This is a genomic window from Pseudomonas sp. YNh, assembly GCF_037993085.1.
GTDB lineage: Bacteria > Pseudomonadota > Gammaproteobacteria > Pseudomonadales > Pseudomonadaceae > Aquipseudomonas > Aquipseudomonas putida.
Map to the genome: position 1 here is coordinate 110,585 of NZ_JBBMRJ010000002.1, position 22,765 is coordinate 133,349.

The 22,765-nt window shown below is 59.9% G+C and carries 20 protein-coding genes, 2 tRNA genes and 1 pseudogene; 8 read left to right on the plus strand and 15 right to left on the minus strand.

The window, feature by feature from the left end; translation table 11 throughout:
• Positions 1 to 2 precede the first annotated feature (2 nt).
• Both WF331_RS02525 and WF331_RS02530 read right to left on the minus strand, forming a co-directional pair.
• The gene (locus WF331_RS02525) at positions 3 to 917 is read right to left on the minus strand and encodes an ABC transporter permease subunit (protein WP_016501863.1); all 915 of its coding nucleotides are present in this window, start codon (positions 915 to 917) and stop codon (positions 3 to 5) included.
• A gap of 154 nt (positions 918 to 1,071) precedes the next feature.
• The gene (locus WF331_RS02530; RefSeq protein ID WP_197899572.1) at positions 1,072 to 2,208 is read right to left on the minus strand and encodes a branched-chain amino acid ABC transporter substrate-binding protein; all 1,137 of its coding nucleotides are present in this window, start codon (positions 2,206 to 2,208) and stop codon (positions 1,072 to 1,074) included.
• A gap of 470 nt (positions 2,209 to 2,678) precedes the next feature.
• Here WF331_RS02530 and pncB point away from each other — a divergent pair, with 470 nt between their 5' ends.
• Entirely contained in the window at positions 2,679 to 3,884 is a 1,206-nt protein-coding gene (gene pncB / locus WF331_RS02535) for a nicotinate phosphoribosyltransferase (RefSeq protein WP_016501865.1), read from the plus strand.
• A 3-nt stretch (positions 3,885 to 3,887) separates the two neighbouring features.
• The gene (nadE, locus tag WF331_RS02540; protein WP_016501866.1) at positions 3,888 to 4,715 is read left to right on the plus strand and encodes an ammonia-dependent NAD(+) synthetase; all 828 of its coding nucleotides are present in this window, start codon (positions 3,888 to 3,890) and stop codon (positions 4,713 to 4,715) included.
• A 113-nt stretch (positions 4,716 to 4,828) separates the two neighbouring features.
• Here nadE and azu read toward each other — a convergent pair whose 3' ends face one another.
• Positions 4,829 to 5,278: an azurin gene (azu, locus tag WF331_RS02545; protein ID WP_016501867.1), complete on the minus strand. Its 450-nt coding sequence runs from the start codon at positions 5,276 to 5,278 to the stop codon at positions 4,829 to 4,831.
• Between the two features lie 349 nt (positions 5,279 to 5,627).
• On the opposite strand from azu, the gene WF331_RS02550 reads away from it, so the two are divergent.
• Positions 5,628 to 6,215, plus strand: coding sequence for an LOG family protein (locus WF331_RS02550; protein WP_241800751.1), 588 nt, complete (start codon positions 5,628 to 5,630; stop codon positions 6,213 to 6,215).
• Positions 6,216 to 6,352: 137 nt separating this feature from the next.
• Here WF331_RS02550 and WF331_RS02555 read toward each other — a convergent pair whose 3' ends face one another.
• Both WF331_RS02555 and WF331_RS02560 read right to left on the minus strand, forming a co-directional pair.
• Positions 6,353 to 8,653 carry a YgiQ family radical SAM protein gene (locus WF331_RS02555; protein WP_041167906.1) on the minus strand — a complete coding sequence of 767 codons (2,301 nt, stop codon included), beginning with the start codon at positions 8,651 to 8,653 and terminating at the stop codon, positions 6,353 to 6,355.
• Positions 8,654 to 8,854: 201 nt separating this feature from the next.
• Positions 8,855 to 9,118, minus strand: coding sequence for a DUF3077 domain-containing protein (locus WF331_RS02560; RefSeq protein WP_016501870.1), 264 nt, complete (start codon positions 9,116 to 9,118; stop codon positions 8,855 to 8,857).
• Between the two features lie 425 nt (positions 9,119 to 9,543).
• On the opposite strand from WF331_RS02560, the gene WF331_RS02565 reads away from it, so the two are divergent.
• Positions 9,544 to 10,491, plus strand: coding sequence for an RHS repeat-associated core domain-containing protein (locus tag WF331_RS02565; protein WP_197898562.1), 948 nt, complete (start codon positions 9,544 to 9,546; stop codon positions 10,489 to 10,491).
• 76 nt (positions 10,492 to 10,567) lie between these two features.
• Here WF331_RS02565 and dnaB read toward each other — a convergent pair whose 3' ends face one another.
• The 7 genes from dnaB to rnr form a co-directional block, all read right to left on the minus strand.
• Entirely contained in the window at positions 10,568 to 11,965 is a 1,398-nt protein-coding gene (dnaB, locus tag WF331_RS02570; protein WP_016501872.1) for a replicative DNA helicase, read from the minus strand.
• Positions 11,966 to 12,078: 113 nt separating this feature from the next.
• A complete protein-coding gene (gene rplI / locus WF331_RS02575) occupies positions 12,079 to 12,525 on the minus strand; it encodes a 50S ribosomal protein L9 (protein ID WP_012316464.1) in 447 nt (148 codons plus the stop codon).
• Between the two features lie 20 nt (positions 12,526 to 12,545).
• A complete protein-coding gene (locus tag WF331_RS02580; protein WP_043198105.1) occupies positions 12,546 to 13,409 on the minus strand; it encodes a hypothetical protein in 864 nt (287 codons plus the stop codon).
• 33 nt (positions 13,410 to 13,442) lie between these two features.
• Entirely contained in the window at positions 13,443 to 13,673 is a 231-nt protein-coding gene (gene rpsR, locus WF331_RS02585) for a 30S ribosomal protein S18 (protein WP_003249563.1), read from the minus strand.
• A 28-nt stretch (positions 13,674 to 13,701) separates the two neighbouring features.
• Positions 13,702 to 14,127, minus strand: coding sequence for a 30S ribosomal protein S6 (gene rpsF, locus WF331_RS02590; protein WP_003249557.1), 426 nt, complete (start codon positions 14,125 to 14,127; stop codon positions 13,702 to 13,704).
• Between the two features lie 305 nt (positions 14,128 to 14,432).
• Positions 14,433 to 15,179 (minus strand): 23S rRNA (guanosine(2251)-2'-O)-methyltransferase RlmB, encoded by a 747-nt coding sequence (gene rlmB, locus WF331_RS02595; protein WP_016501874.1) that lies wholly within the window; start codon positions 15,177 to 15,179, stop codon positions 14,433 to 14,435.
• Positions 15,176 to 17,761 (minus strand): ribonuclease R, encoded by a 2,586-nt coding sequence (rnr, locus tag WF331_RS02600; RefSeq protein WP_016501875.1) that lies wholly within the window; start codon positions 17,759 to 17,761, stop codon positions 15,176 to 15,178. Before rnr ends, rlmB begins: the two co-directional genes overlap by 4 nt.
• 272 nt (positions 17,762 to 18,033) lie before the next feature.
• On the opposite strand from rnr, the gene WF331_RS02605 reads away from it, so the two are divergent.
• The 4 genes from WF331_RS02605 to WF331_RS02620 all read left to right on the plus strand — a co-directional run bounded on the left by WF331_RS02605 (position 18,034) and on the right by WF331_RS02620 (position 21,059).
• Positions 18,034 to 18,120 (plus strand) — tRNA-Leu (locus WF331_RS02605).
• A gap of 88 nt (positions 18,121 to 18,208) precedes the next feature.
• Positions 18,209 to 18,295 (plus strand) — tRNA-Leu (locus WF331_RS02610).
• Between the two features lie 185 nt (positions 18,296 to 18,480).
• On the plus strand, positions 18,481 to 19,494 hold the full coding sequence (locus WF331_RS02615; protein ID WP_016501876.1) for an extracellular solute-binding protein: 1,014 nt from the start codon (positions 18,481 to 18,483) through the stop codon (positions 19,492 to 19,494).
• Positions 19,494 to 21,059 (plus strand): ABC transporter permease, encoded by a 1,566-nt coding sequence (locus WF331_RS02620; protein WP_340622632.1) that lies wholly within the window; start codon positions 19,494 to 19,496, stop codon positions 21,057 to 21,059. The genes WF331_RS02615 and WF331_RS02620 overlap by 1 nt, the downstream gene beginning before the upstream one ends.
• A gap of 34 nt (positions 21,060 to 21,093) precedes the next feature.
• Here WF331_RS02620 and WF331_RS02625 read toward each other — a convergent pair.
• The 3 genes and pseudogenes from WF331_RS02625 to WF331_RS02640 form a co-directional block, all read right to left on the minus strand.
• A pseudogene (locus WF331_RS02625) lies at positions 21,094 to 21,174 on the minus strand (Hcp1 family type VI secretion system effector); the annotation flags it as partial.
• Between the two features lie 237 nt (positions 21,175 to 21,411).
• Positions 21,412 to 21,786 (minus strand): hypothetical protein, encoded by a 375-nt coding sequence (locus WF331_RS02635; RefSeq protein WP_340622633.1) that lies wholly within the window; start codon positions 21,784 to 21,786, stop codon positions 21,412 to 21,414.
• Positions 21,783 to 22,757 carry a hypothetical protein gene (locus tag WF331_RS02640; protein WP_340622634.1) on the minus strand — a complete coding sequence of 325 codons (975 nt, stop codon included), beginning with the start codon at positions 22,755 to 22,757 and terminating at the stop codon, positions 21,783 to 21,785. Before WF331_RS02640 ends, WF331_RS02635 begins: the two co-directional genes overlap by 4 nt.
• Positions 22,758 to 22,765 lie beyond the last annotated feature (8 nt).

The window sequence follows — 22,765 nt, forward strand, 5'->3', positions numbered from 1 at the left end:
GTTCACACCTTAGCCACGAGCGGGCGACCCAGCAGGCCTTGTGGGCGGAAGATAAGGATCATCACCAGCAGCGAGAAGCTGAACACGTCCTTGTAGTCGGAGTTGATCAGGCCAGAGAACAGCGACTCGGAAATCCCCAGGATGATGCCGCCAAGCATGGCGCCAGGCAGCGAGCCGATACCACCGAGCACTGCGGCGGTGAACGCCTTGATGCCGATGATGAAGCCGGCATAGAAGTCGAAGGTGCCGTAGTTCATGGTGATCAGCACACCGGCCAGGGCGGCCATTACCGCACCGATGACAAACACGTACGAAATCACCCGGTCGGTGTTGATGCCCAGGATCGAGGCCATCTTGCGGTCTTGCTGAGTGGCACGGCACATGCGGCCGAGCTTGGTGTACTTGATCACGTAGGTGAGCAGGCCCATGCCCACGAAGGCGGCGATCAGGATGAAGATCTTGGTGTAGGTCAGTTGCACGAAGCCGGTGCCGACTTCGACACGCCAGGCCCCTTCAAGCAGGGTCGGCACGCCTTGCTGGCGGGCGCCCTGGCTGATCTGTGCGTAGTTCTGCAGGATCAGCGAGATGCCGATGGCACTGATCAGCGGCGCCAGGCGGGTGGAGTTACGCAGGGGTTTGTAGGCGATGCGTTCGATGGTGAACCCATAGACGCCCGTGACGACGACGGTGAACAACAGCGTGCCCAACATCAGGAGCGGGAACGACTCGACGCCGAAATAGGCCAGCAATGCCAGGCTGATTGCCGCGAGGTACGCGGAAATCATATACACCTCGCCGTGCGCGAAGTTGATCATGCCGATGATGCCATAGACCATTGTGTAGCCGATGGCGATCAGGCCATAGACCGACCCGAGGGTCAGGCCGTTGACCAGTTGCTGCAGGAAAATACCATCCATAACGCAATCTCACCTGATTGAGATTGCACGAGCGCCGACCACGGCAGGCCACGGATGAAGCGGCCCCCGCAGTGCAGAACCGTGCAGATCTCCGAATAAAGACAGGTACCGCAGGGGCTTGGGCCCGGGCATCAGCCCGGGCCGTGGGCCGTTATTATTTTTGTTTTTCCAGCTGGTGGTATTTACCGTCTTTGTCCCACTGGTAGACCACGTAGTCGGACACGGTCAGGTCACCCTTGCTGTCCCACTTCTTCTCGCCCATGACGGTCTTGACCGGGTTGGCCTTCAGCCACTTGGCCGCGTCTTCGCCCTTGTTCGACTTGGCGCCGTTGAACGCAGCGGCCAAGGCTTCCAGCGAGGCATAGGCATACAGGGTGTAGCCTTCAGGTTCGGTACCGGCCTTGCGGAACTCCTCCACCACCGCCTTGCTGTCTGGCAGCAGGCGCGGGTCGGCGCCGAAGGTCATGTACACGCCATCGACGTATTGCGCGCCACCGGCAGTGGACACCAGTTCGTCGGTGACGATGCCGTCATCGGACATGAACTTGACGTCCTTCAGGCCCTGCTCGCGCAGCTGGCGTACCAGCGGGCCGGCCTCTGGGTGCAGGCCGCCAAAGTAGACAACGTCGGCACCGGTGGAGCGGATCTTGGTAACCACGGCGCTGAAGTCTTTTTCGCCGCGGGTCAGGCCTTCGTACAGCACAGGCTTCACGCCGCGCTTTTCCAGCTGCGCCTTGGTCGCGTCGGCCAAGCCCTGGCCGTAGGTGTCCTTGTCGTGCAGCACCGCGACTTTCTTGCCCTTGAGCACGTCGACGATGTAGTCGCCAGCAACGATACCCTGCTGGTCGTCACGGCCGCACATGCGGAACATGGCGCCGAGGCCGCGCTCAGTCACCTGTGGGTTGGTCGAGCCCGGGGTAATGGCGATGATGCCCGCTTCGTCATACACCTCGGACGCCGGAATGGTGTTGGAAGAACAGAAGTGGCCCACTACGCCGATCACCTTGTCCTGATCGGCCAGGCGGTTGGCCACGGCCACGGCCTGCTTCGGTTCGCAGGCGTCATCGCCTTTGACCAGGACGATTTTCTCGCCGTTCACGCCACCGGCGGCGTTGATCTTGTCGGCCGCTGCCTGCGCACCTTTCATGTACTGCTCGCCAAACGCCGCGTTAGCCCCGGTCATCGGGCCCGCTACACCGATCTTGACGTCGGCCTGAACATACGAAGAAACACCTAGGGCCGTAGCTACGGCCAGAGCCAGGAAACCTTTCTTGTAAAACGTCTGCGACATGAGGTGGTGCTCCTAGAGTTTTTTTTTGGTTGGCACTACAACTTCTCAACCCTGTGCTCAGAGCAAGGGCCGTGCCATAGGTTTTGTCTTCCGGGAAAACACACTGCGCAGGTGCGCTGCAGGCGACCGACGGCCTTTTCTTTATTGAGCGTGCAACCGTCTGCTGCGCGGCAGGCGCCACCACACGTACAGACAAGGAGCAACCGCCATGTGCCATCATTGCAACCCTGGCAAGTGTTTACGTGCAACCGCCCTGTAACAGCGGACGTCACCGAAGTGCACACCGCTGGTGCGCGACTGCTACAGGCGGCACCGTTTGAAGGCTAGCCGGTGCACGGAAAAACACCTCTGTTTTGGCAGATACGCAGCCCTGTGGGAGCGGGTTCACCCGCGAAGAGGCCAGCCCAGACACAACAAGGCCCAAAAGGCTGGCACAATGTCGGCCATTCGCCGCTTCCGGAGCCCCCTTGATGAGCGAGAGCGCATTCGCCGAGCGCATCGTGCACAACCTGCTCGACACTGACTTCTACAAACTCACGATGATGCAGGGCGTGTTGCACAACTACCCGGACGCCGACGTCGAATGGGAATTCCGCTGCCGTAACGGCGAGGACCTGCGCCCATACCTGGGCGAGATCCGCCACCAGCTCGAACTGCTCAGCGACCTCACCCTGGATGATGGCCAGCTGGCCTTCCTCGAACGCATCAGCTTCCTCAAGCCCGACTTCCTGCGCTTTCTGCGCCTGTTCCGCTTCAACCTTCGCTACGTGCGTATCGGCATTGAAAACGACCAGCTGTTCCTGCGCCTGAAAGGCCCGTGGCTGCATGTGATCCTGTTCGAAGTGCCACTGCTGGCCATCATCAGCGAAGTGCGCAACCGCCATCTGCACCCGCACATGCGCCTGGCCGAGGCTCGCGACCAGCTGTACCGCAAGTTCGACTGGCTGCGCGCGCATGCCAGCGATGACGAACTGGCCAACCTGCAGGTAGCCGACTTCGGCACCCGCCGGCGCTTTTCCAGCCGGGTGCAGGAAGACGTGGTGCGGGTGCTGCGCGACGACTTCCCGGCCCGCTTCGTCGGCACCAGCAACGTCGACCTGGCATGGAAACTGGATATCAAGCCGCTGGGCACCATGGCCCATGAGTGGATCATGGCTCACCAGCAACTCGGCCCGCGCCTGATCGACAGCCAGATCGCCGCGCTGGACTGCTGGGTACGCGAGTACCGCGGCCTGCTCGGCATCGCCCTGACCGACTGCATCACCATGGATGCCTTCCTCGGCGATTTCGACCTGTACTTCGCCAAGCTGTTCGACGGCCTGCGCCACGACTCGGGCGAGCCGGTGGCCTGGGCGGAGAAGGCCATTGCCCATTACCAGAAACTGGGTATCGACCCGATGACCAAGACCCTGGTGTTTTCCGACGGCCTCAACCTGACCCGCTCACTGGAGATCTTCCGTGCCCTGCGCGGTCGCATCAACGTCAGCTTTGGCATCGGCACCAACCTGACCTGCGACATACCGGGTGTGGCGCCGATGAACATCGTGCTTAAAATGACCGACTGCAACGGCGCGCCAGTGGCCAAGATCTCGGATGAGGCCGCCAAGACCCAATGCCGTGACGAGAACTTCGTCGCCTACATGCGCCACGTATTCAAAGTCCCCAGCAAGGAGTAACCCATGCAAGCGGTTCAGCAAGAGATTGCCCAGGCGCTGAAGGTACAGCCGCCGTTCGCCGACGCTGCAGCGCTCGAGGCCGAAGTCGCCCGGCGTGTGGCGTTCATCAAGGATTGCCTGGCCAACGCCCGGCTCAAGACCCTGGTGCTGGGCATCAGCGGCGGTGTCGACTCGCTGACTGCCGCCTTGCTCGCCCAGCGCGCCGTGAATGAACTGCGGGCCGAAACCGGCGACAAGGCATACACCTTCATTGCCGTGCGCCTGCCCTACCAGGTGCAACATGACGAGCATGACGCCCAGGCCTGCCTGGACGTGATCAAGGCCGATGAAGTGCACACGGTGGATATCGCCCCGGCGGTGCGGGCATTGGCCGCTGAAGTGGTGGAATTGAAGAACGGCTCGCCAACGCTGGTGGACTTTGTGGTGGGCAACGTCAAGGCACGTACCCGCATGGTTGCCCAGTACACCATCGCCGGGGCCCGCGCGGGCCTGGTGATCGGTACCGACCACGCCGCCGAGGCGGTAATGGGCTTCTTTACCAAGTTTGGTGATGGTGCCTGCGACCTGGCGCCCCTGAGCGGGCTGGTGAAGAACCAGGTACGGGCGATTGCGCGCAGCTTTGGCGCACCGGAGTCACTGGTGGAGAAGGTGCCGACGGCGGACCTTGAAGACCTGGAGCCGGGCAAGCCGGACGAAGCATCCCATGGCGTGACCTACCAGCAGATCGACGCCTTCCTGCATGGGTTGCCGGTTGATCAGGCGGCGTTCGACATCATCGTCGCCACCTACCGCAAGACCCAGCACAAGCGCGAACTGCCGTTCGCCCCATAAAAGCTTCGCGGGCACGCCCGCTCCCACAGGATTTTCACTGCCCTTGAAAACAGTGCTTACCTGTGGGAGCGGACGTGCCCGCGAATAGGCCCGAGAGGCCTACACAGCTGTCATTACTTGACTACAACCTTGCCTTTCATCATCGAGATGTGGCCCGGGAAGGTGCAGAAGAAGCTGTAGTCACCACCGGCTTCCAGCTTGGAAGTGTCGAACTTCACTTCGGTCTCTTTTTCCGGTGCGCCGATCATCGCGGTGTGGGCGATGATGTTGGCGTTATCTTCCTTCAGGTAGCCCTTGTCGATGCCCTGGGTCATGCCTTCAGTGGCAATGCCCTGCATGTCGGCAGTCTTGCTGATCACCAGGTTGTGGCCCATGACGTTCTTCGGCAGGTTGCCGGAGTGGGTCAGTTTGACGGTGAATTCCTTGCAGCTCTTGTCGACGGTGAATTCTTTGGTGGTGTAGGACATCTGGTCCGTCGATTCAACAGTCACCGAGCATTCGGCTGCAAAGACAGAGGCGCTGGCGAGGGTCAGCAGGGATACCGCTACAGCTTTCGCAAACATCATGAATCTCCTTGGCAGGGTTTTATCAATTGCGAGACTGCCTGAAACCGTTCAGCCCCTTGCTGATATGGGTCAAGGGGGTGTCAACAGGCCAGCCAGTAGAATTGTTCAATGGATTGTATACAACCAATCTAAGAGCACATCATGCCCTTTTAATAGACGATGGGACAACCTCTCATTTAGGAGCAATACCAAATGCCCATCTCTGCATTTATCAACAGCCTGCTCGCCGCCTATGCCCACGGGGCAACGGGCGCCATCTGCGAATTCTCCCGCCCGGAATGAACGTGGCCTTGGAAGCGACGGGCATGCGCCGTACCCTGTCCACCTGAGTGACAGGAGATGAGCAATGCCCGTACGTTCCGTTTGTGTGTTCTGCGGCGCCAGCATCGGCGCCACCCCTGCCTACCGTGAAGCAGCCATCGCACTTGGCCAGGCCATTGCGCGCCGCGGTCTGACCCTGGTCTATGGCGGCGGCGCTGTCGGCCTGATGGGCACTGTTGCCGACGCGGCCATGGCGGCCGGTGGCGAAGTGATCGGGATCATTCCCGAAAGCCTGATGAACGCCGAAATCGGCCACAAGGGCCTCAGCCGCCTGGAAGTGGTCGACGGCATGCATGCCCGCAAGGCACGCATGGCCGAGCTTAGCGATGCCTTCATCGCCCTGCCGGGTGGGCTGGGTACGCTGGAAGAATTGTTCGAGGTATGGACCTGGGGGCAACTGGGCTATCACGCCAAGCCGCTGGGGCTGCTGGATGTGAGCGGCTTCTACGAGAAACTGGGCGGGTTCCTCGACCATATCGTCGAAGAAGGCTTTGTGCGGCCGCAACATCGGGCGATGTTGCTGCTGGGGCAGCAGCCGGACGCGCTGCTGGACGGGATGGACAGCTTTGTGGCGCCGGTGGTGCCGAAGTGGGTCGACAAGCAGCCTGACTAAATCCGATACGGAGGGCTGCTTTGCAGCCCAATCGCCGGCAAGCCAGCTCCCACAGAGATTGCACAAAGCCCAAAGCTTGCACTGTACCTGTGGGAGCTGGCTTGCCGGCGATTGGGCCGCAAAGCGGCCCCCCGACATTAGCGTGGGATAACTGGCTGGCGCGGCTTCTTGTTGCCCTTGCCGCCCTTGGCTGCTTCCTTGCGCTCCTTGGCCGCCTGCTGGTTACGCGCAAACGCCTCGGCCTTGGCCTTCTCACGCTTGTCCCACGGCTTGCTGCCATCGCTGCCACGCGGTGGCAGGCCGGTGTGCTGGGTCAGGATCTTCTGCTCCTTGCCCACCTTGTGGCTGCCCGCTGGCGTCGAGTTCTTGCGGCGCGCACTCTGGTACGTGTCGGATTGCGGCTGGTGCAGCGGGATCAGCTGGTGCTTGCCCGGCCCAATCAGGTCGGCGCGGCCCATACGCTCCAGCGCTTCACGCAGCATCGGCCAGCCCTTCGGGTCGTGGTAGCGCAAGAACGCCTTGTGCAGGCGGCGTTGCTCGTCGCTCTTGACGATCTCCACCCCTTCACTCTTGTAGGTCACTTTGCGCAGCGGGTTCTTGCCCGAGTGGTACATGGCCGTGGCCGAGGCCATCGGCGACGGGTAGAACGCCTGCACCTGGTCAGCGCGGAAGCCGTTACCCTTCAGCCACAGGGCCAGGTTCATCATGTCTTCGTCGGTGGTGCCCGGGTGCGCGGCGATGAAGTACGGGATCAGGTACTGCTCCTTGCCCGCCTCTTTCGAGTACTTCTCGAACATACGCTTGAAGCGGTCGTACGAGCCGATACCCGGCTTCATCATCTTGTCCAGCGGGCCACGCTCGGTGTGCTCCGGGGCAATCTTCAGGTAGCCGCCCACGTGGTGGGTAACCAGCTCCTTGACGTACTCCGGCGACTCCACGGCCAGGTCGTAGCGCAGGCCCGAGGCGATCAGGATCTTCTTCACACCTGGCAGGGCACGGGCCTTGCGGTACAGCTCGATCAGCGAGCTGTGGTCGGTGTTGAGGTTTTCGCAGATACCCGGGAACACGCACGACGGCTTGCGGCAGTGCTTCTCGATTTCATGGCTCTTGCAGGCGATGCGGTACATGTTGGCGGTCGGCCCGCCAAGGTCGGAGACCACGCCGGTGAAGCCCGGCACCTTGTCGCGCATCTCTTCGATCTCGTGCAGGATCGACTCGTGCGAGCGGTTCTGGATGATGCGGCCTTCGTGCTCGGTGATCGAGCAGAAGGTGCAGCCACCAAAGCAGCCACGCATGATGTTCACCGAGAAACGGATCATCTCGTAGGCCGGGATGCGCTCCTTGCCATAGGCCGGGTGTGGCACACGGGCGTAGGGCATGCCGAACACGTAGTCCATTTCTTCGGTGGTCATGGGGATGGGTGGCGGGTTGAACCACACATCCACTTCGCCATGCTTCTGCACCAGGGCGCGGGCGTTACCCGGATTGGTCTCCAGGTGCAGCACGCGGTTGGCGTGGGCATAGAGTACCGGGTCGTTACGTACTTTTTCGAACGACGGCAGGCGGATTACCGACTTTTCCCGGGTCACGCTCGGGCTGTCGAGAATCTGCACGACCTTGGCTTCGTTCGGGTCTTCCTGGTCGCCCTTGGCCTGCTCGATGGCGCAGGCCTGGGTGTCCTGGGTGTTTACGTACGGGTTGATGATCTTGTCGACGCGGCCCGGGCGGTCGATGCGGGTGGAGTCGATCTCGAACCAGCCCTGCGGGGTATCACGGCGCACGAACGCGGTGCCGCGGATGTCAGTGATGCTCTCGATCGTCTCGCCACTGGCCAGGCGCTGGGCCACTTCCACCACCGCACGCTCGGCGTTGCCGAACAGCAGGATGTCGGCGCTGGCGTCGATCAGGATCGAGTGACGCACCTTGTCCTGCCAGTAGTCGTAGTGGGCGATGCGGCGCAGCGAAGCCTCGATGCCGCCGAGTACGATCGGCACATGCTTGTAGGCTTCCTTGCAGCGCTGGCTGTACACCAGGCTGGCGCGGTCCGGACGGCTGCCGGCCAGGCCACCTGGGGTGTAGGCGTCGTCAGAACGGATCTTCTTGTCTGCGGTGTAGCGGTTGATCATCGAATCCATGTTGCCTGCGGCCACGCCGAAGAACAGGTTCGGCTCGCCAAGCTTCATGAAGTCGTCTTTCGACTGCCAGTTCGGCTGGGCGATGATGCCCACGCGGAAGCCCTGGGCTTCCAGGAGGCGGCCGATGATGGCCATGCCGAACGACGGATGGTCGACGTAGGCATCACCGGTCACGATGATGATGTCGCAGGAATCCCAGCCGAGCAGATCCATCTCCTGCCTGCTCATTGGCAGGAAAGGTGCTGGCCCGAAGCATTCGGCCCAGTACTTGGGATAGTCGTAGAGTGGTTTGGCTGCTTGCATGTCAGTGACCGGTTCTGGTGTGCAGGGAAATCGCGGGCGCGGAATATAGCACAAATTTTGACCAAATCCGACTGGATTCGTGGGGATTGGTGGGTGGGGCGACGGTTGGGTGGGCGGGGGTTCCGGATGGCTGGCTTGGGGGTTGTGGTGGTAGGGTTGTGGTGGGGTTGCCAGGTGTTCATGCATCCTGAAGCCAACACCTCACTGCTTCATCCCCAACTCAGCATCATCCATCAGCGCCTTGGCCATCGCACTCAGGTAATGGGCAGCCCAGATCATCATCGGCTTCTCATCCATCAACCCGGTGATGGTCAGTTCGCGCAAATACCCCATCAACTCCGAAGACTGCTCGCGGGCGTTTCGGCACGGGATACCCGGCTCAATGCGGAACAACGGGTGGGTGCCATTTTCGCCTTGATAGAACGTGGTCTTACCGACGGTGAATTGGGTGTCTTCTGTTGTCATTGTTCAATCCCCTCGGAATTCTCGACCGACTGGGCGGGCCTCTTCGCGGGCACGCCCGCTCCCACAAGGTCACCACAATCTTCGCGACGTGCACCGTACCTGTGGGAGCGGGCATGCCCGCGAAAGGGCACATCCAGGCGACAACCAGGTCAAGAATCGTAGCGCGCTCCGCAAGACTTTCGTCTTGAGGCCTGCCAAGAGCTGTCGGGCGTACGCCGGCAGGTTTGCTGCGCCTGTCAGATTGAGTGCCGCCTTTGCGGAGCTTCGCAAGCGGAGCTCTCTATTTATCGGCATTTACGACGACATGTCCCCTGAGCGCACATCCAGAATTGATAGACAATTCTGCCTAGCATTTTTGTCAGTACCGCGAAGCCAACTCAAGAAGTACAGTAAAATTTTAAAGCTACTAGCAGCGAGGATGAAATATGCGATACTTTTATTGTGAAGATACATTGTCACATATTGCGCATGCCTCCACGAGCGAATCATTTTTCAGGTACGGTAGATACAACCTCTCGCTTAAAGTTCAGCAGAACACCCAGCGACTTCTGAGCGTTGATCTTTTTAACACTCCACTCCTCGCCACCGCTCCAAACCAAGTTGTGTCTTACCGCTACAGCGCTTTTGGATTCAGCAGCCCCTCTAACAACGAATGGGGCTTCAAAGGTGAGCGAAAAGACCCTATCAGCAGCGGCTACCTACTCGGAAATGGTCGCAGACTCTACAACCCGTCCATCATGCGATTTACCAGCCCAGACCCCTTAAGCCCATTCTCCAAAGGTGGCCTTAACTACTACGCATTCACCCTGAACGACCCTATTAACGGCAGTGACCCCACCGGATTGGTTACTCAATCTATAATTAACTTTAATGCCAAGCTTCACCCGAAGAAAACGTATCGTGGCGATATACTGTGGCAACATGATGGGATAACTGCTTTCGCTGAAAAGCGTCGAACAGATGGCAATCTCGACACCCTTTACATCCTGAGTCACGGCGAAAAAGGTGTGTTATCGGGAAATGAACTCAACTATTCAGCTTTGGATATTTTCATCAGACTTAACCAAAAGGGTATTAAAATGCAGGGTAGACAAACACATTTTTTAGCTTGCTACTCTGCTACACCTGAGTATTACGGGGGCTATTCAGTCGCTGATGAAATGGCCAAACTAACCGGGGTACAATCCTCAGGTTACGATGGCCCCGTCTCCGTTGCCGATGAAATCGACAAGAGCGGAAAGTTTGTCGCTCACCGCATCAGCAATCCAATTAATAATTTTCTTTTCGGGTTTACCGCAACCAAAGTCAGGGGGGGCAACATTCGAAACCCCCACAAAACACAAAATACAGGGCCTGGCGGCAGACACTGGTAGCGGCAGACTCAGCACCTGTAATGTATTCGTAGTCTCCCACCAACTGGCCGACCACTTTGATTAACCTCAGCAGTCGTCACTCATCATCATCAAAGTTGTACATCCCCGGCGCCAAGTTTTCGAAGCGGGTGTACTTACCAATAAACGCCAGGCGTACAAAGCCGATGGGGCCGTTACGCTGTTTGCCGATGATGATTTCGGCAATGCCCTTGTGCTCGGTCTCCGGGTGATACACCTCGTCACGGTAGACGAACATGATCACGTCGGCGTCCTGCTCGATTGCACCGGACTCACGCAAGTCGGAGTTGATCGGGCGCTTGTTTGGCCGTTGCTCAAGGGAGCGGTTCAGCTGGGACAGTGCTACGACCGGGCAGTTGAACTCTTTGGCAAGGGCCTTGAGGGAGCGAGAAATCTCGGAAATTTCGTTGGTCCGATTATCACCACCGGAACCTGGAATCTGCATCAACTGCAGGTAGTCGACCATGATCAGGCCGATTTCGCCGTGCTCACGCGCCAGGCGGCGAGTCCGCGAACGCATTTCCGAAGGGCTGATGCCCGCTGTATCGTCGATGAACAGCTTGCGGTCGTTGAGCAGGTTGACTGCCGAAGTCAGGCGCGGCCAGTCGTCGTCGTCCAGCTGGCCAGAACGCACCTTGGTCTGGTCAATACGGCCCAAGGACGAGAGCATACGCATGATCAGCGATTCACCTGGCATCTCGAGGGAGAACACCAGCACAGCCTTGTCGCTGCGCAGCACGGCATTCTCGACCAGGTTCATGGCAAACGTGGTCTTACCCATCGAGGGTCGGCCGGCGACAATGATCAAGTCCGCCGGCTGCAGGCCGCTGGTCTTCTCGTCCAGGTCGGTGTAACCGGTGGAAACACCGGTAATTTCGCTGTCAGAGTTGAACAGCGTATCGATGCGGTCGATGGCCTTGGTCAACAGCTCGTTGACGCCTACCGGGCCGCCGGTCTTTGGCCGCGCCTCGGCAATCTGGAAAATCTGCCGTTCGGCGTCGTCGAGAATTTCCTCGGCGTTGCGACCTTGGGGGTTGAAGGCGTTGTCGGCAATATCGGTGCTGATGCTGATCAGCTGACGCAGCGTGGCGCGCTCGCGAATGATCGCGGCGTAGGCCTTGATGTTGGCCACCGATGGCGTGTTCTTGGCCAGCTCCGCCAAGTAAGCCAGGCCGCCGACCTGCGACGAAACGCCTTCCTTGTCCAACTGCTCGTGCAACGTGACCACGTCGAACGGGTGGTTAAGGTCCACCAGCTTATGGATGGCACGGTAGATCAGGCGATGGTCATGCCGGTAGAAATCGCCATCCGAAACCTGATCCAGCACCCGCTCCCAGGCGTTGTTGTCCAGCATCAGGCCACCGAGCACGGCCTGTTCGGCCTCGATGGAATGCGGCGGCACCTTCAGGGCGGCGGTTTGCAGGTCAAGCTGTTCGGAGGTTGTGATCTCGTTCATGGCCACGAAAGAATTCTGGAGGATGAAAAAGACAAAGGGCACGGCCTGTATAAAACAGGACCGTGCCCGATGTTAACCGCCTGACCCGCAAGGAGCCAGCCAGTTAGCGCAGCTTAGGCAGCTACGACAACCACGCGTACGGTGGCTTCAACGTCGCTGTGCAGGTGCACGGCTACGTCGTATTCGCCAACCTGACGGATGGTGCCGTTCGGCAGACGAACTTCAGCCTTGGCCACTTCAACGCCGGAGGCGGTCAGGGCGTCAGCGATGTCGTGGGTGCCGATCGAACCGAACAGCTTGCCTTCGTCGCCAGCGGTGGCAGTGATGGTCACTTCCAGCTCGGCCAGTTGGGCAGCGCGGCTTTCAGCCGACGATTTACGGTCAGCAGCTGCTTTTTCCAGCTCGGCGCGACGCTCTTCGAACGCAGCCAGGTTGGCGGCGTTGGCAACGGTGGCCTTGCCGAATGGCAGCAGGAAGTTACGGCCGTAACCAGCCTTAACTTTTACTTTGTCGCCCAGGTTGCCCAGGTTAGCGACTTTTTCCAGCAGGATCAGTTCCATTTGGTAAAACCTCTTAACTTTTAACCTTCACCGTTCGCGGAGTCATTCCCCTTGGGGGACTTGCGACCGCGAAAATCAATCAGGCTGTCGACAATGGCCAAAACCACCAGCAACGGATAAATCAGCTGCATGATCAGCGGTAGCGTCACGTACATGCCCACCAGCCAGAAACCGGCCAGTCGGCCCTGTGCCACCAGCCCATGCATCAAAGCGATGCCGGCCAGTACCAGTACCAGGCTCGAAGCCGATGCCAGGATGATGAACTGCGGTCCGATGAACGGAGCCACCACCATCACTGCCACCAAGACCGCCATGGTCTGTTTTGGCAACTTCAGGGCGCGAAACTCGCGACCGAAGCCTCCAGGGTTGTACAACGCTGCCTGCCAGTAGCGCGCCAGCACCAAGGCCAGCACACTGAACAATTGCACCGTCACTGCTGTGGAAGCGACCAGCACAGGGCGGATCAGCTCACCGGAGAGCACGGGTTGCCCCTCGATTTTCGGCATGGCTTCGGCAAACGCCTTGGCCAGCACATCGAAGGTTTGCGCCAGCGCCAGATCGAGCACGAGGCTGAAAGCCACGGCGAACACGGCACTGACCACCAACACCCGGCTCCAGGGATGCTCGGCTCGCAACAGGGCGGCCAGGCTCAGGGCTCCTGCAATCACCAGAAAGGTGATGGGATCGCCCATGACCCACACGGCCAACCCGGCCAGCAGGCCGCCGGCGATGACCGTTGTAGCATCCTTGAAACCACGCCGCAGCAGCACAAAGCTGCATGCAGCGGCACTCAACCAGAACAGCAGCGGCAGTACCGCGCTGATGACCACCACGAGGGTGGCCTGCACACGACCGCGCATGATGAAACTTGCTAACGCTCGCATGCTAATCCCTTACTGCTTGTCGACGACCCGGTCTCAGCGGCCGTGGCTGTCGGTGTAGGGCAGCAGGGCCAGGAAGCGGGCGCGCTTGATAGCGGTAGCCAGCTGACGCTGATAACGAGCTTTGGTACCGGTGATGCGGCTTGGAACGATCTTGCCGGTTTCGGATACGTAAGCTTTCAGGGTGTTGAGATCTTTGAAGTCGATCTCTTTCACGTCTTCAGCAGTGAAGCGGCAGAATTTACGACGACGGAAGAAACGTGCCATTTAATAGGCTCCTCTAAAGGTCCGTGGATTACTCGTCAGCGTTATCGCTGGAGTCGCTGTCATTGCTGTCGTCGCCTTCGGCGGAGTCAGCATGCTCAGGACGCTCACGACGCTCACGGCGCTCGCTGCGGTTTTCTTCAGCCTTCAGCATCTCGGACTGGCCGGTAACGGCTTCGTCGCGACGGATGACCAGGTTACGGATAACGGCATCGTTGTAGCGGAAGTTGTCTTCCAGCTCGGCCAGGGCCTTGCCGGTGCACTCAACGTTCAGCATCACGTAGTGAGCCTTGTGAACATTGTTGATTGCGTAGGCCAGTTGACGACGGCCCCAGTCTTCCAGGCGGTGGATTTTGCCACCGTCTTCTTCGATCAGCTTGGTGTAACGCTCAACCATGCCGCCGACTTGCTCGCTCTGGTCCGGGTGAACCAGGAAGATGATTTCGTAATGACGCATGAATGCTCCTTACGGGTTAGTAGTCTGCCAGCGTATCTGGTCAGACAAGGAGTGAATGACACTGTATGTCTTGCACGGAGGGGAGGCACATGAGCGCCTGCCAGCTCGGCAAGGGGCGCAATTGTAGAGAAGGCGTGGCGCACAAGCAAGGCAATTGGCGAATATTTGAACAGCCTGAAACATATTCACAGGCTACCGGCCCTTTCGCGGGCAAACCCGCTCCCACAGGGACCCCACTGCTTGAAAGCCAGTGAAAAACCTGTGGGAGCGGGCGCGCCCGCGAATGGGCCGGAACAGGCTGAAGATCAGCGCTTGGCCTGACGCTGGCGTACGGCTTCGAACAGGCAAACCCCGGTCGCCACCGAAACGTTCAGGCTGCTGACGCTACCGCCCATCGGCAACTTCACCAGGAAGTCGCAGTGCTCGCGGGTCAACCGGCGCATGCCTTTGCCTTCGGCGCCCATGATCATGACCAGAGGCCCGGTCAGGTCCTGTTGGTAAATCTCCTGCTCGGCCTCGCCGGCGGTACCAACCACCCACAAGCCACGCTGCTGCAGCTTCTCCAGCGTACGCGCCAGGTTGGTCACCGCTACCAGCGGAATCACCTCTGCCGCGCCGCATGCCACCTTGCGCACCACAGGCGTCAGGGTCGCCGACTTGTCCTTGGGCACCAGCACCGCCGTGGCACCGGCCGCATCGGCCGTGCGCAGGCATGCGCCGAGGTTGTGCGGGTCGGTAACACCGTCCAGCACCAGGATCAGCGGCGGCGTTTCGGTGCGCTCGAGCAACTCTTCGAGCATCAATTCGCCCCACACCTGGCTTGGGCTCACCTCGGCGACAACGCCCTGGTGCACACCTTCAACCCAGGCATCCATCTCACGGCGCTCGGCCTGGCCAACCTGCACGCGGTTTTCCGCAGCCAGCGCCAGCAGGGTCTGCAGGCGTGGCTCGCTGCGCCCTTCCGACAGCCAGATCTGCTTGACCCGCTTCGGATGGTGCTTCAGCAGCGCCTGCACGGCATGCACGCCGTAGATCTTTTCCAGCTGACTCATGACTTGCTCTTGCTCTTGCGTGGCGCGCCGGACTTCGGCGGGCCTTTACGGTGCTTGGTCGGTTTGCCGGCGGCCTTGCCGCCTTTGTCCGACTTGCTGCTGGACGAGCTGCCGGTGCGGGCATCGCTCATCAGCGCCTTTTTCATTTCACGGCTTTTGCGCACTTCGGCGTTACGCTGCACGGCGTCTTTCGGGAAATACGCCTCGGAGGTTTCGCTCTTGCGGCTGCGCGGCTTCGGCGTGGCCCTGGCCTCGACCGGTGCTGGCTCGGGCTTGTCGGCTTTGTCGGCAGCCGGCGCGGCGCCGCGCTGCTTGCGGCCAATCGGCGCAGCAAGCGTCTTGTCGGCCACTTCGAAGTCGATCTTGCGCTCGTCCAGGTCAACACGCATGACCTTGACTTCAATCGTGTCGCCCAGGCGGAAGCTGCGCCCGGTGCGCTCACCGGACAGGCGGTGGTGGACCGGGTCGAAGTGGTAATAGTCGCCCGGCAGCGCACTGACGTGCACCAGGCCTTCCACATAGATATCGGTCAGCTCGACGAACAGGCCGAAGCCGGTCACCGCGGTGATCACACCCGGGAAGGTTTCGCCCACGCGATCCTTCATGTACTCGCACTTGAGCCAGTTGACCACGTCACGGGTGGCTTCATCAGCCCGGCGCTCGGTCATCGAGCACTGCTCGCCAAGCTGCTCGAGGGTGTTTTCGTCGTACGGGTAGATGCGCGCCTTGGGGATGCTCATGGCGCCGGCACGCTTCACGTGCGGGGTGTCGACCTTGGAACGGATGATGCTGCGGATGGCGCGGTGCACCAGCAGGTCCGGGTAACGGCGGATCGGCGAGGTGAAGTGGGTGTACGCCTCGTAATTCAAGCCGAAGTGGCCGTTGTTTTCGGTGCTGTACACCGCCTGGCTCAGCGAGCGCAGCATTACAGTCTGGATCAGGTGGAAATCCGGGCGCCCGGCGATGCTCGCCAGCAGGGCCTGGTAGTCCTTCGGCGACGGGTCTTTGCCCTTGTGCAGGCTCAAGCCCAGCTCGCCGAGGAAGGCACGGAGTTTTTCCAGGCGCTCCGGCGGCGGGCCGTCGTGCACCCGGTAGAGTGCCGGCACGCCGTGCTTCTGCAGGAACTCGGCGGTGGCCACGTTGGCCGCCAGCATGCATTCCTCGATCAGCTTGTGTGCGTCGTTACGAACAGTTGGGCGAATTTCCGCGATCTTGCGCTGATCGCCGAAGATGATGCGGGTTTCCTGGGTCTCGAAATCGATGGCACCCCGGGCGTGACGGGCATCCAGCAGCACCTTGTACAGGTTGTACAGGTTCTTCAGGTCCGGCACGACTTCCTTGTACTCTTCGCGCAGCGCCTTGCCCTCACGGGTGCGGGCGTGCTCGAGCATGCTGCTGACCTTGTTGTAGGTCAGGCGGGCGTGGGAGTGGATGACGCCTTCGTAGAACTGGTAGTCGACCATCTGGCCGGCTTTGTTCATGGTCATTTCACAGACCATGGCCAAGCGGTCGACGTGCGGGTTCAGCGAGCACAGGCCGTTGGACAGCTCTTCGGGGAGCATCGGCACCACGCGCTCGGGGAAGTACACCGAGTTACCGCGTTGCTGGGCCTCGACGTCCAGGGCCGAGCCCAGGCGCACATAGCTGGACACGTCGGCGATGGCCACATACAGGCGCCAGCCACCGGAGAACAGGCGCAGCTTGCCCAGCGGTTCGCAATAGACAGCGTCATCGAAGTCGCGGGCGTCTTCACCGTCGATGGTGACGAACGGCAAATGACGCAGGTCGACGCGCTTCTCTTTGTCCTTCTCTTCGACTTCGGAGCGGAACTTGCGCGCTTCCTTGACCACATCTTCGGGCCAGACGTGCGGGATGTCGTAGCTGCGCAGGGCAACGTCGATTTCCATGCCCGGCGCCATGTAGTTGCCGATGACCTCTACCACATCGCCTTGCGGCTGGAAGCGCGGGGTTGGCCAGTGGGTGATCTTGATTTCGACAAACTGGCCGATCTTGGCACCACCATTACGCCCGGCGGTCACCAGCACTTCCTGCTGAATCTTCGGGTTGTCCGGGGTTACGTAGCCAATGCCGCCTTCCTCGAAGTAGCGGCCGACCACGCTTTCGTGGGCACGGGAGATGACCTCGACGATCACGCCTTCACGGCGCCCACGGCGGTCGGTACCGGACACCCGCGCCAATGCACGGTCGCCATCGAAGGCCAGGCGCATCTGCGACGGGCTGAGGAACAGGTCATCGCTGCCATCATCGGGGATGAGGAAACCAAACCCATCGCGGTGGCCGGAGATACGGCCGCAGATCAGGTCGAGCTTGTCCACCGGGGCATAAGTGCCGCGCCGGGTATAGATAAGCTGGCCGTCGCGCTCCATGGCACGCAGACGGCGGCGCAGGGCTTCGATCTGGTCTTCTTCATACAGACCAAACTCTTTCGCCAGCTCCTCGCGCGCAGCGGGCTCGCCACGGTCAGCAAGGCGCTGCAGGATCAGCTCACGGCTGGGAATGGGGTTGTCGTATTTTTCCGCTTCGCGAGCGGCCTCGGGATCGAGGGATTGCCAATCGGCCATCAGAAGGGGTTCACCTTGGGGTATATAGATAGGAATTCTGGCATAGGCCTATTGAAACCGGAAATGTCTGGCTTGGACAGCCCCCACTGCTGTGCTTCCAAAGCAGTAATAGGCCTGTGGAATCAACAAGTTGAATTTTTTGAAATTTTTTTTGTTTGGGGGGTTTACAGCCTTGGGGAGCGTCCGTATAGTGCGCACCACAACGACGGACAACCCCGACGTTGTAGTAGAGATGAACGGCGCTGTAAAGCATCTTGTAATCTCGAATGTGTGCCCAGGTGGCGGAATTGGTAGACGCGCTGGTTTCAGGTATCAGTGACCGCAAGGTCGTGGAAGTTCGAGTCTTCTCCTGGGCACCAAATATTTTCAAGTAATAGATGACCAAGGATCTGTTACTACTGTGTGAAAGCGAACAATAGTCGCCTTCATCAGATGATGCAAAGCTTTGCCCAGGTGGCGGAATTGGTAGACGCGCTGGTTTCAGGTATCAGTGACCGCAAGGTCGTGGAAGTTCGAGTCTTCTCCTGGGCACCATACAAAAACCCACTAGCTTGCTAGTGGGTTTTTTCTTGCCTGCGTTTTTTGCCCCCGCCCTTCCCGCGCGCTCCCAGTGCCTACACCATGGTCTGCCCATGAATTTCTCGTCATACGGCCACTTGAGAAACAATTTCGTTTACCATTGTTTCCAAATATGTAGCCGTAAGCGAGGAAGTACCCGCATGACGATCCGCCCGCAACCGCTGATGCGCACCTTGGCCGCCGCCGTGCTGAGCCTGGTCATCGGCGCTCCGGCCGCCATGGCAGACGCACCGGTCACCCTGACCATGTACAACGGTCAGCACAAGGAAATCGGCGAAGCCATCGCCAAGGCCTACGAGGCCAAGACCGGTATTCACATCGACATTCGCAAGGGCAGCAGCAACCAGCTGGCCAGCCAGATCATCGAAGAAGGCGACCGGTCGCCGGCCGACATCATCTACACCGAAGAGTCCCCGCCCCTGAACAACCTGGGCGAGCTGGGCCTGCTGGCGAAGATCGACGACGCCACCTCGAACATGGTGCCCAAGGAGTACGTTGGCGCCAACGGCACCTGGATGGGCATCACGGCCCGTACCCGCATCGTGGTGTACAACCCGAAAAAGGTCGACGAAAAAGACCTGCCAACCACGGTGATGGACTTCGCCAACCCCGAGTGGGAAGGCCGCGTCGGCTATGTACCCACCAGTGGTGCGTTCCAGGAGCAGGCCGTGGCCATCCTGAAAATGCACGGTCGAGAAGCCACCGAAGAATGGCTGACCGGCCTGAAAGCCTTCGGCAAGACCTACACCAACAACATGGTCGCCCTCAAAGCCGTGGAAAAAGGCGAAGTGGCTGCGGTACTGGTGAACAACTACTACTGGTACGCGCTTGAACGCGAACGCGGCAAGCTGGACACCAAACTGTACTACCTGGCCGACGGCGATGCCGGCAACCTGGTCACCATCTCCGGCGCAGCCGTGGTCAAGGCCAGCAAGCACCCGAAAGAAGCCCAGGCCCTGCTCAACTGGATGGCCAGCGAAGAAGGCCAGCGCGTGATCACCCAGACCACCGCCGAGTACCCGCTGCACAAGGGCATGGTTTCTGACCGTGGCCTGAAGCCGTTCGATGAGCTGCGCCCGCCGAAGATCTCGCCGGCCGACCTGGGTAACGCCGAAGAAGCCATCGAGCTTGAACGCGAGGTCGGTCTGCTCTGATGACTGCCGCCCTGTCCGCACCGGCGCCGGTGCGCTTCGTACCGCGCCGCAAGCGCCCCTCCATCTGGGTGGTGCTGCCTGTGCTGTTCCTGGTGGCGATGAGCCTGCTGCCACTGGCCTATGTCGCCATCAAAGCCTGGGAAGCCGGCTGGCGCGAGGCCTTGCACCTGCTGTGGCGTCCCTTTGTCTGGGGGCTGATGCGCAACACCCTGTTGCTGATGGTCGGGGTGACGCTGACGTGCATGGTGGTGGGCCTGGCGCTGGCCTGGCTGCTGGAGCGCAGCAACCTGGCCGGCCGCCGGCTGTGGGGCGTGGTGCTATGCCTGCCGTTCGCAGTGCCGTCGTTCGTCAGCAGCTTCACCTGGGTATCGTTGAGTTCGGACTTCGAAGGCCTCGGCGGGGCGATCATGGTCATGGCCCTGTCCAAATACCCCTTGGTGTTCCTGCCCGTTGCCGCAACCCTGCGCAACCTCGACACCTCGCTGGAGGAGTCGGCGCGCACCTTGGGGTGCAGCCGCTGGGGCGTGTTCAGCAAGGTCACCCTGCCGCTGCTGTGGCCATCGATGCTCGGCGGTGCGCTGCTGATTGCCCTGCACATGCTGGTGGAGTTCGGCGCCTTGTCGATCCTCGGCCTGCAAACCTTCACCACCGCCATCTACCAACAGTTCGAACTGGAGTTCAGCAACGCCAACGCGGCCATGCTGTCTGCCGTGTTGCTGGCGATGTGCCTGGTGATGCTGTGGCTGGAACTGCGCGTACGCGGCAAAGCCCGCCATGTGCGCATCGGCCAGGGCGTAGCCCGGCGTGCGCAACCGGTACGGCTGCGTGGCTGGTCGGCGCTGGCGCAGCTGTTCTGCGTGGGCCTGGCGGTGCTGGGCAGCGGTATTCCGCTGGCCATGCTCGGCTACTGGCTGAGCGTGGGTTCGTCGGCAGCGTTCCCGGTAGCGGCCATCTCCAAGGCGCTGTTCACCTCGCTGTCGGTGTCGCTTGGCGGTGCTGGCTTCTGCGTGTTGTTGGCCCTGCCGATCAGCTTCCTGGTGGTACGCTACAAGGGTCGCCTGGCGATCTGGGCCGAGCGCCTGCCTTACCTGCTACACGCCCTGCCCGGCCTGGTGATTGCCCTGACCCTGGTGTTCTTCGCCCTGCACTACGTGCCGGCGCTGTACCAGACCACGGCACTGCTGCTGCTGGCCTATGCGCTGCTGTTTTTGCCACTGGCGCAGTCGCCGGTGCGCACCGCACTGAACAAGGCCTCGCCAACGCTTGAGGAAGCTGCACGCACCCTGGGCGCGAGCAGCTTTACCGCGTTCTGCCGGGTGACCCTGCCGATCATCTTCCCGGCCATGGCGGCGGCTTTTGCGCTGGTGTTCCTGGATGCCATGAAGGAGCTGACTGCCACGCTACTGCTCAGCCCCACGGGCATGACCACACTGGCCACCGAGGTGTGGGCGCATACAGCCAACGTCGAGTTCGCGGCGGCGGCGCCTTATGCGGCCTTGTTGATCTTGGTTTCGGGGTTGCCGGTGTATTTGCTGACTACGCGGATGTATCTAAACAAGGCGTGAGAACCCGTCCAGGCTGCTGAGCAGCCTGGACCGTGAGTTGCACAACTTCCATGGGCACCCCGGCATTGGCGCTTTGGGTATAGTCGGCGATGATCACCTCCTCAAGCACGAGCTGACTGCCACCCTGCTACCCTGCTCCACGGGCATGACCACACTGGCCACCGAGGTGTGGGCGCACGCCGCCAAAGTCGAGTTCGCGGCAGCGGCACCTTATGCCGCCTTGTTGATCTTGGTTTCGGGATGCCGGTGTATCTGCTGACGACGCGGACGTATTTGAACAACGCTTAAAAGCTTGCCCAGGCCGCCATGTGGCCTGGGAACAAGCCTGAGTGCCTGAGACTTCACCACAAGTTCACTTTAAAACTTCCAGTAGCCAGTTGAAAGCAAAGAACAAGGTCGTCGACACTACAAGCCCCACCCAAGACGACAACACAACTCTTTTCATAGACCTTGGGAAACTCTCGAGATCTGAAATATCTGCCACACCTTTTCGAACAAACAACCCTGGAATCATGAGCATATTTGCCGCCAGGCAAGTGCGCATTAATTTTCCAACAAGACCAGCCGCTGAAAAGCTCTCCCTATTACTCTGAATATACTTGCATTTCGCTAAAGATTTTTCGATAGCCTCTATAAATCGACAAGCCAAGTAAATCATCACACACACGCTGATTGCCATACAAGCGAGCAGGATAGACGCGATTATCGTCAAAGCTTCGGTACTCACTCTCGCACTCTCTCATAAATCAACTCCCCCAGACCGCCACCCCACACCCCACCGTAGTCCCCTCCATATTTACCTCCCACCGCCGCACCAATAACGACGCATGAGATCCCTCCAAACCCCGCCGAAGGAACTCCAATCGCTACACACAGAGAGCTTAGCAACGCACCTCCCGCCACCCCACCACCGGCGCTACCAGACATCCTACCGGCCAAGGCGCTGGTCTCTACATATCTGGCTTTTCTGCAATCTTCCTCTCGACCTAAAGTGCAAGCCTTGTGGATGGCGAGACCTGTAGAAGCCACTTCCAATGCAGAGCCAAGATAAGTCCCTTTTTTTATAAAGTTCGCCGCACTCGCAACACCGGTCACTTTATCTGCATACCTAGCAACTTCCCCTGTATGCAGATAGCTTTTGGTGGATATTTCCAGCATCCTCTTGATCGAGCCCCTGTTACGCAAACCTGATCCGAACGCGGCCATTTTTTCGAGTTTGCCCTCCAGCGTCAGGAACAAGGCCGCTCGCTTTGCATAAAACTCATCACGCGCCCTGAGTGATCCTTCACCCAAATATGCTCTATGCAGTTCATCAATTTCCTCTAGCGTCTTCTTGATGGACTCCAGATGTTTGCTCCACCCATCAGTAGCAACCCCCACCCCAGTAGAAACATGCCCAATCAATGTCTGCAACATTTCATAGTTGTCTAGGAAGAAGTCATCCACCCCAGCGCCATTAATCTCAAGCTGCTGGTGAATCCCAAACGCCTTCGCCATCAAGAATGCTTCATGCCCCGTGCACATAGGCGTGCTGGGATCACCAACAATCACAAGCTCCCCGCCGACAACTACTCCATTGGCGATATGTGCATTTAGCACATCAAACTTGGCCCTCTGATTGGCCGACATGGGCGTGCCGGCCTTCAGCGACTCAAACGATTGCGCGTGGGGATTGATAAAGCTGCGTGCCTCGGACATGGTCGTAC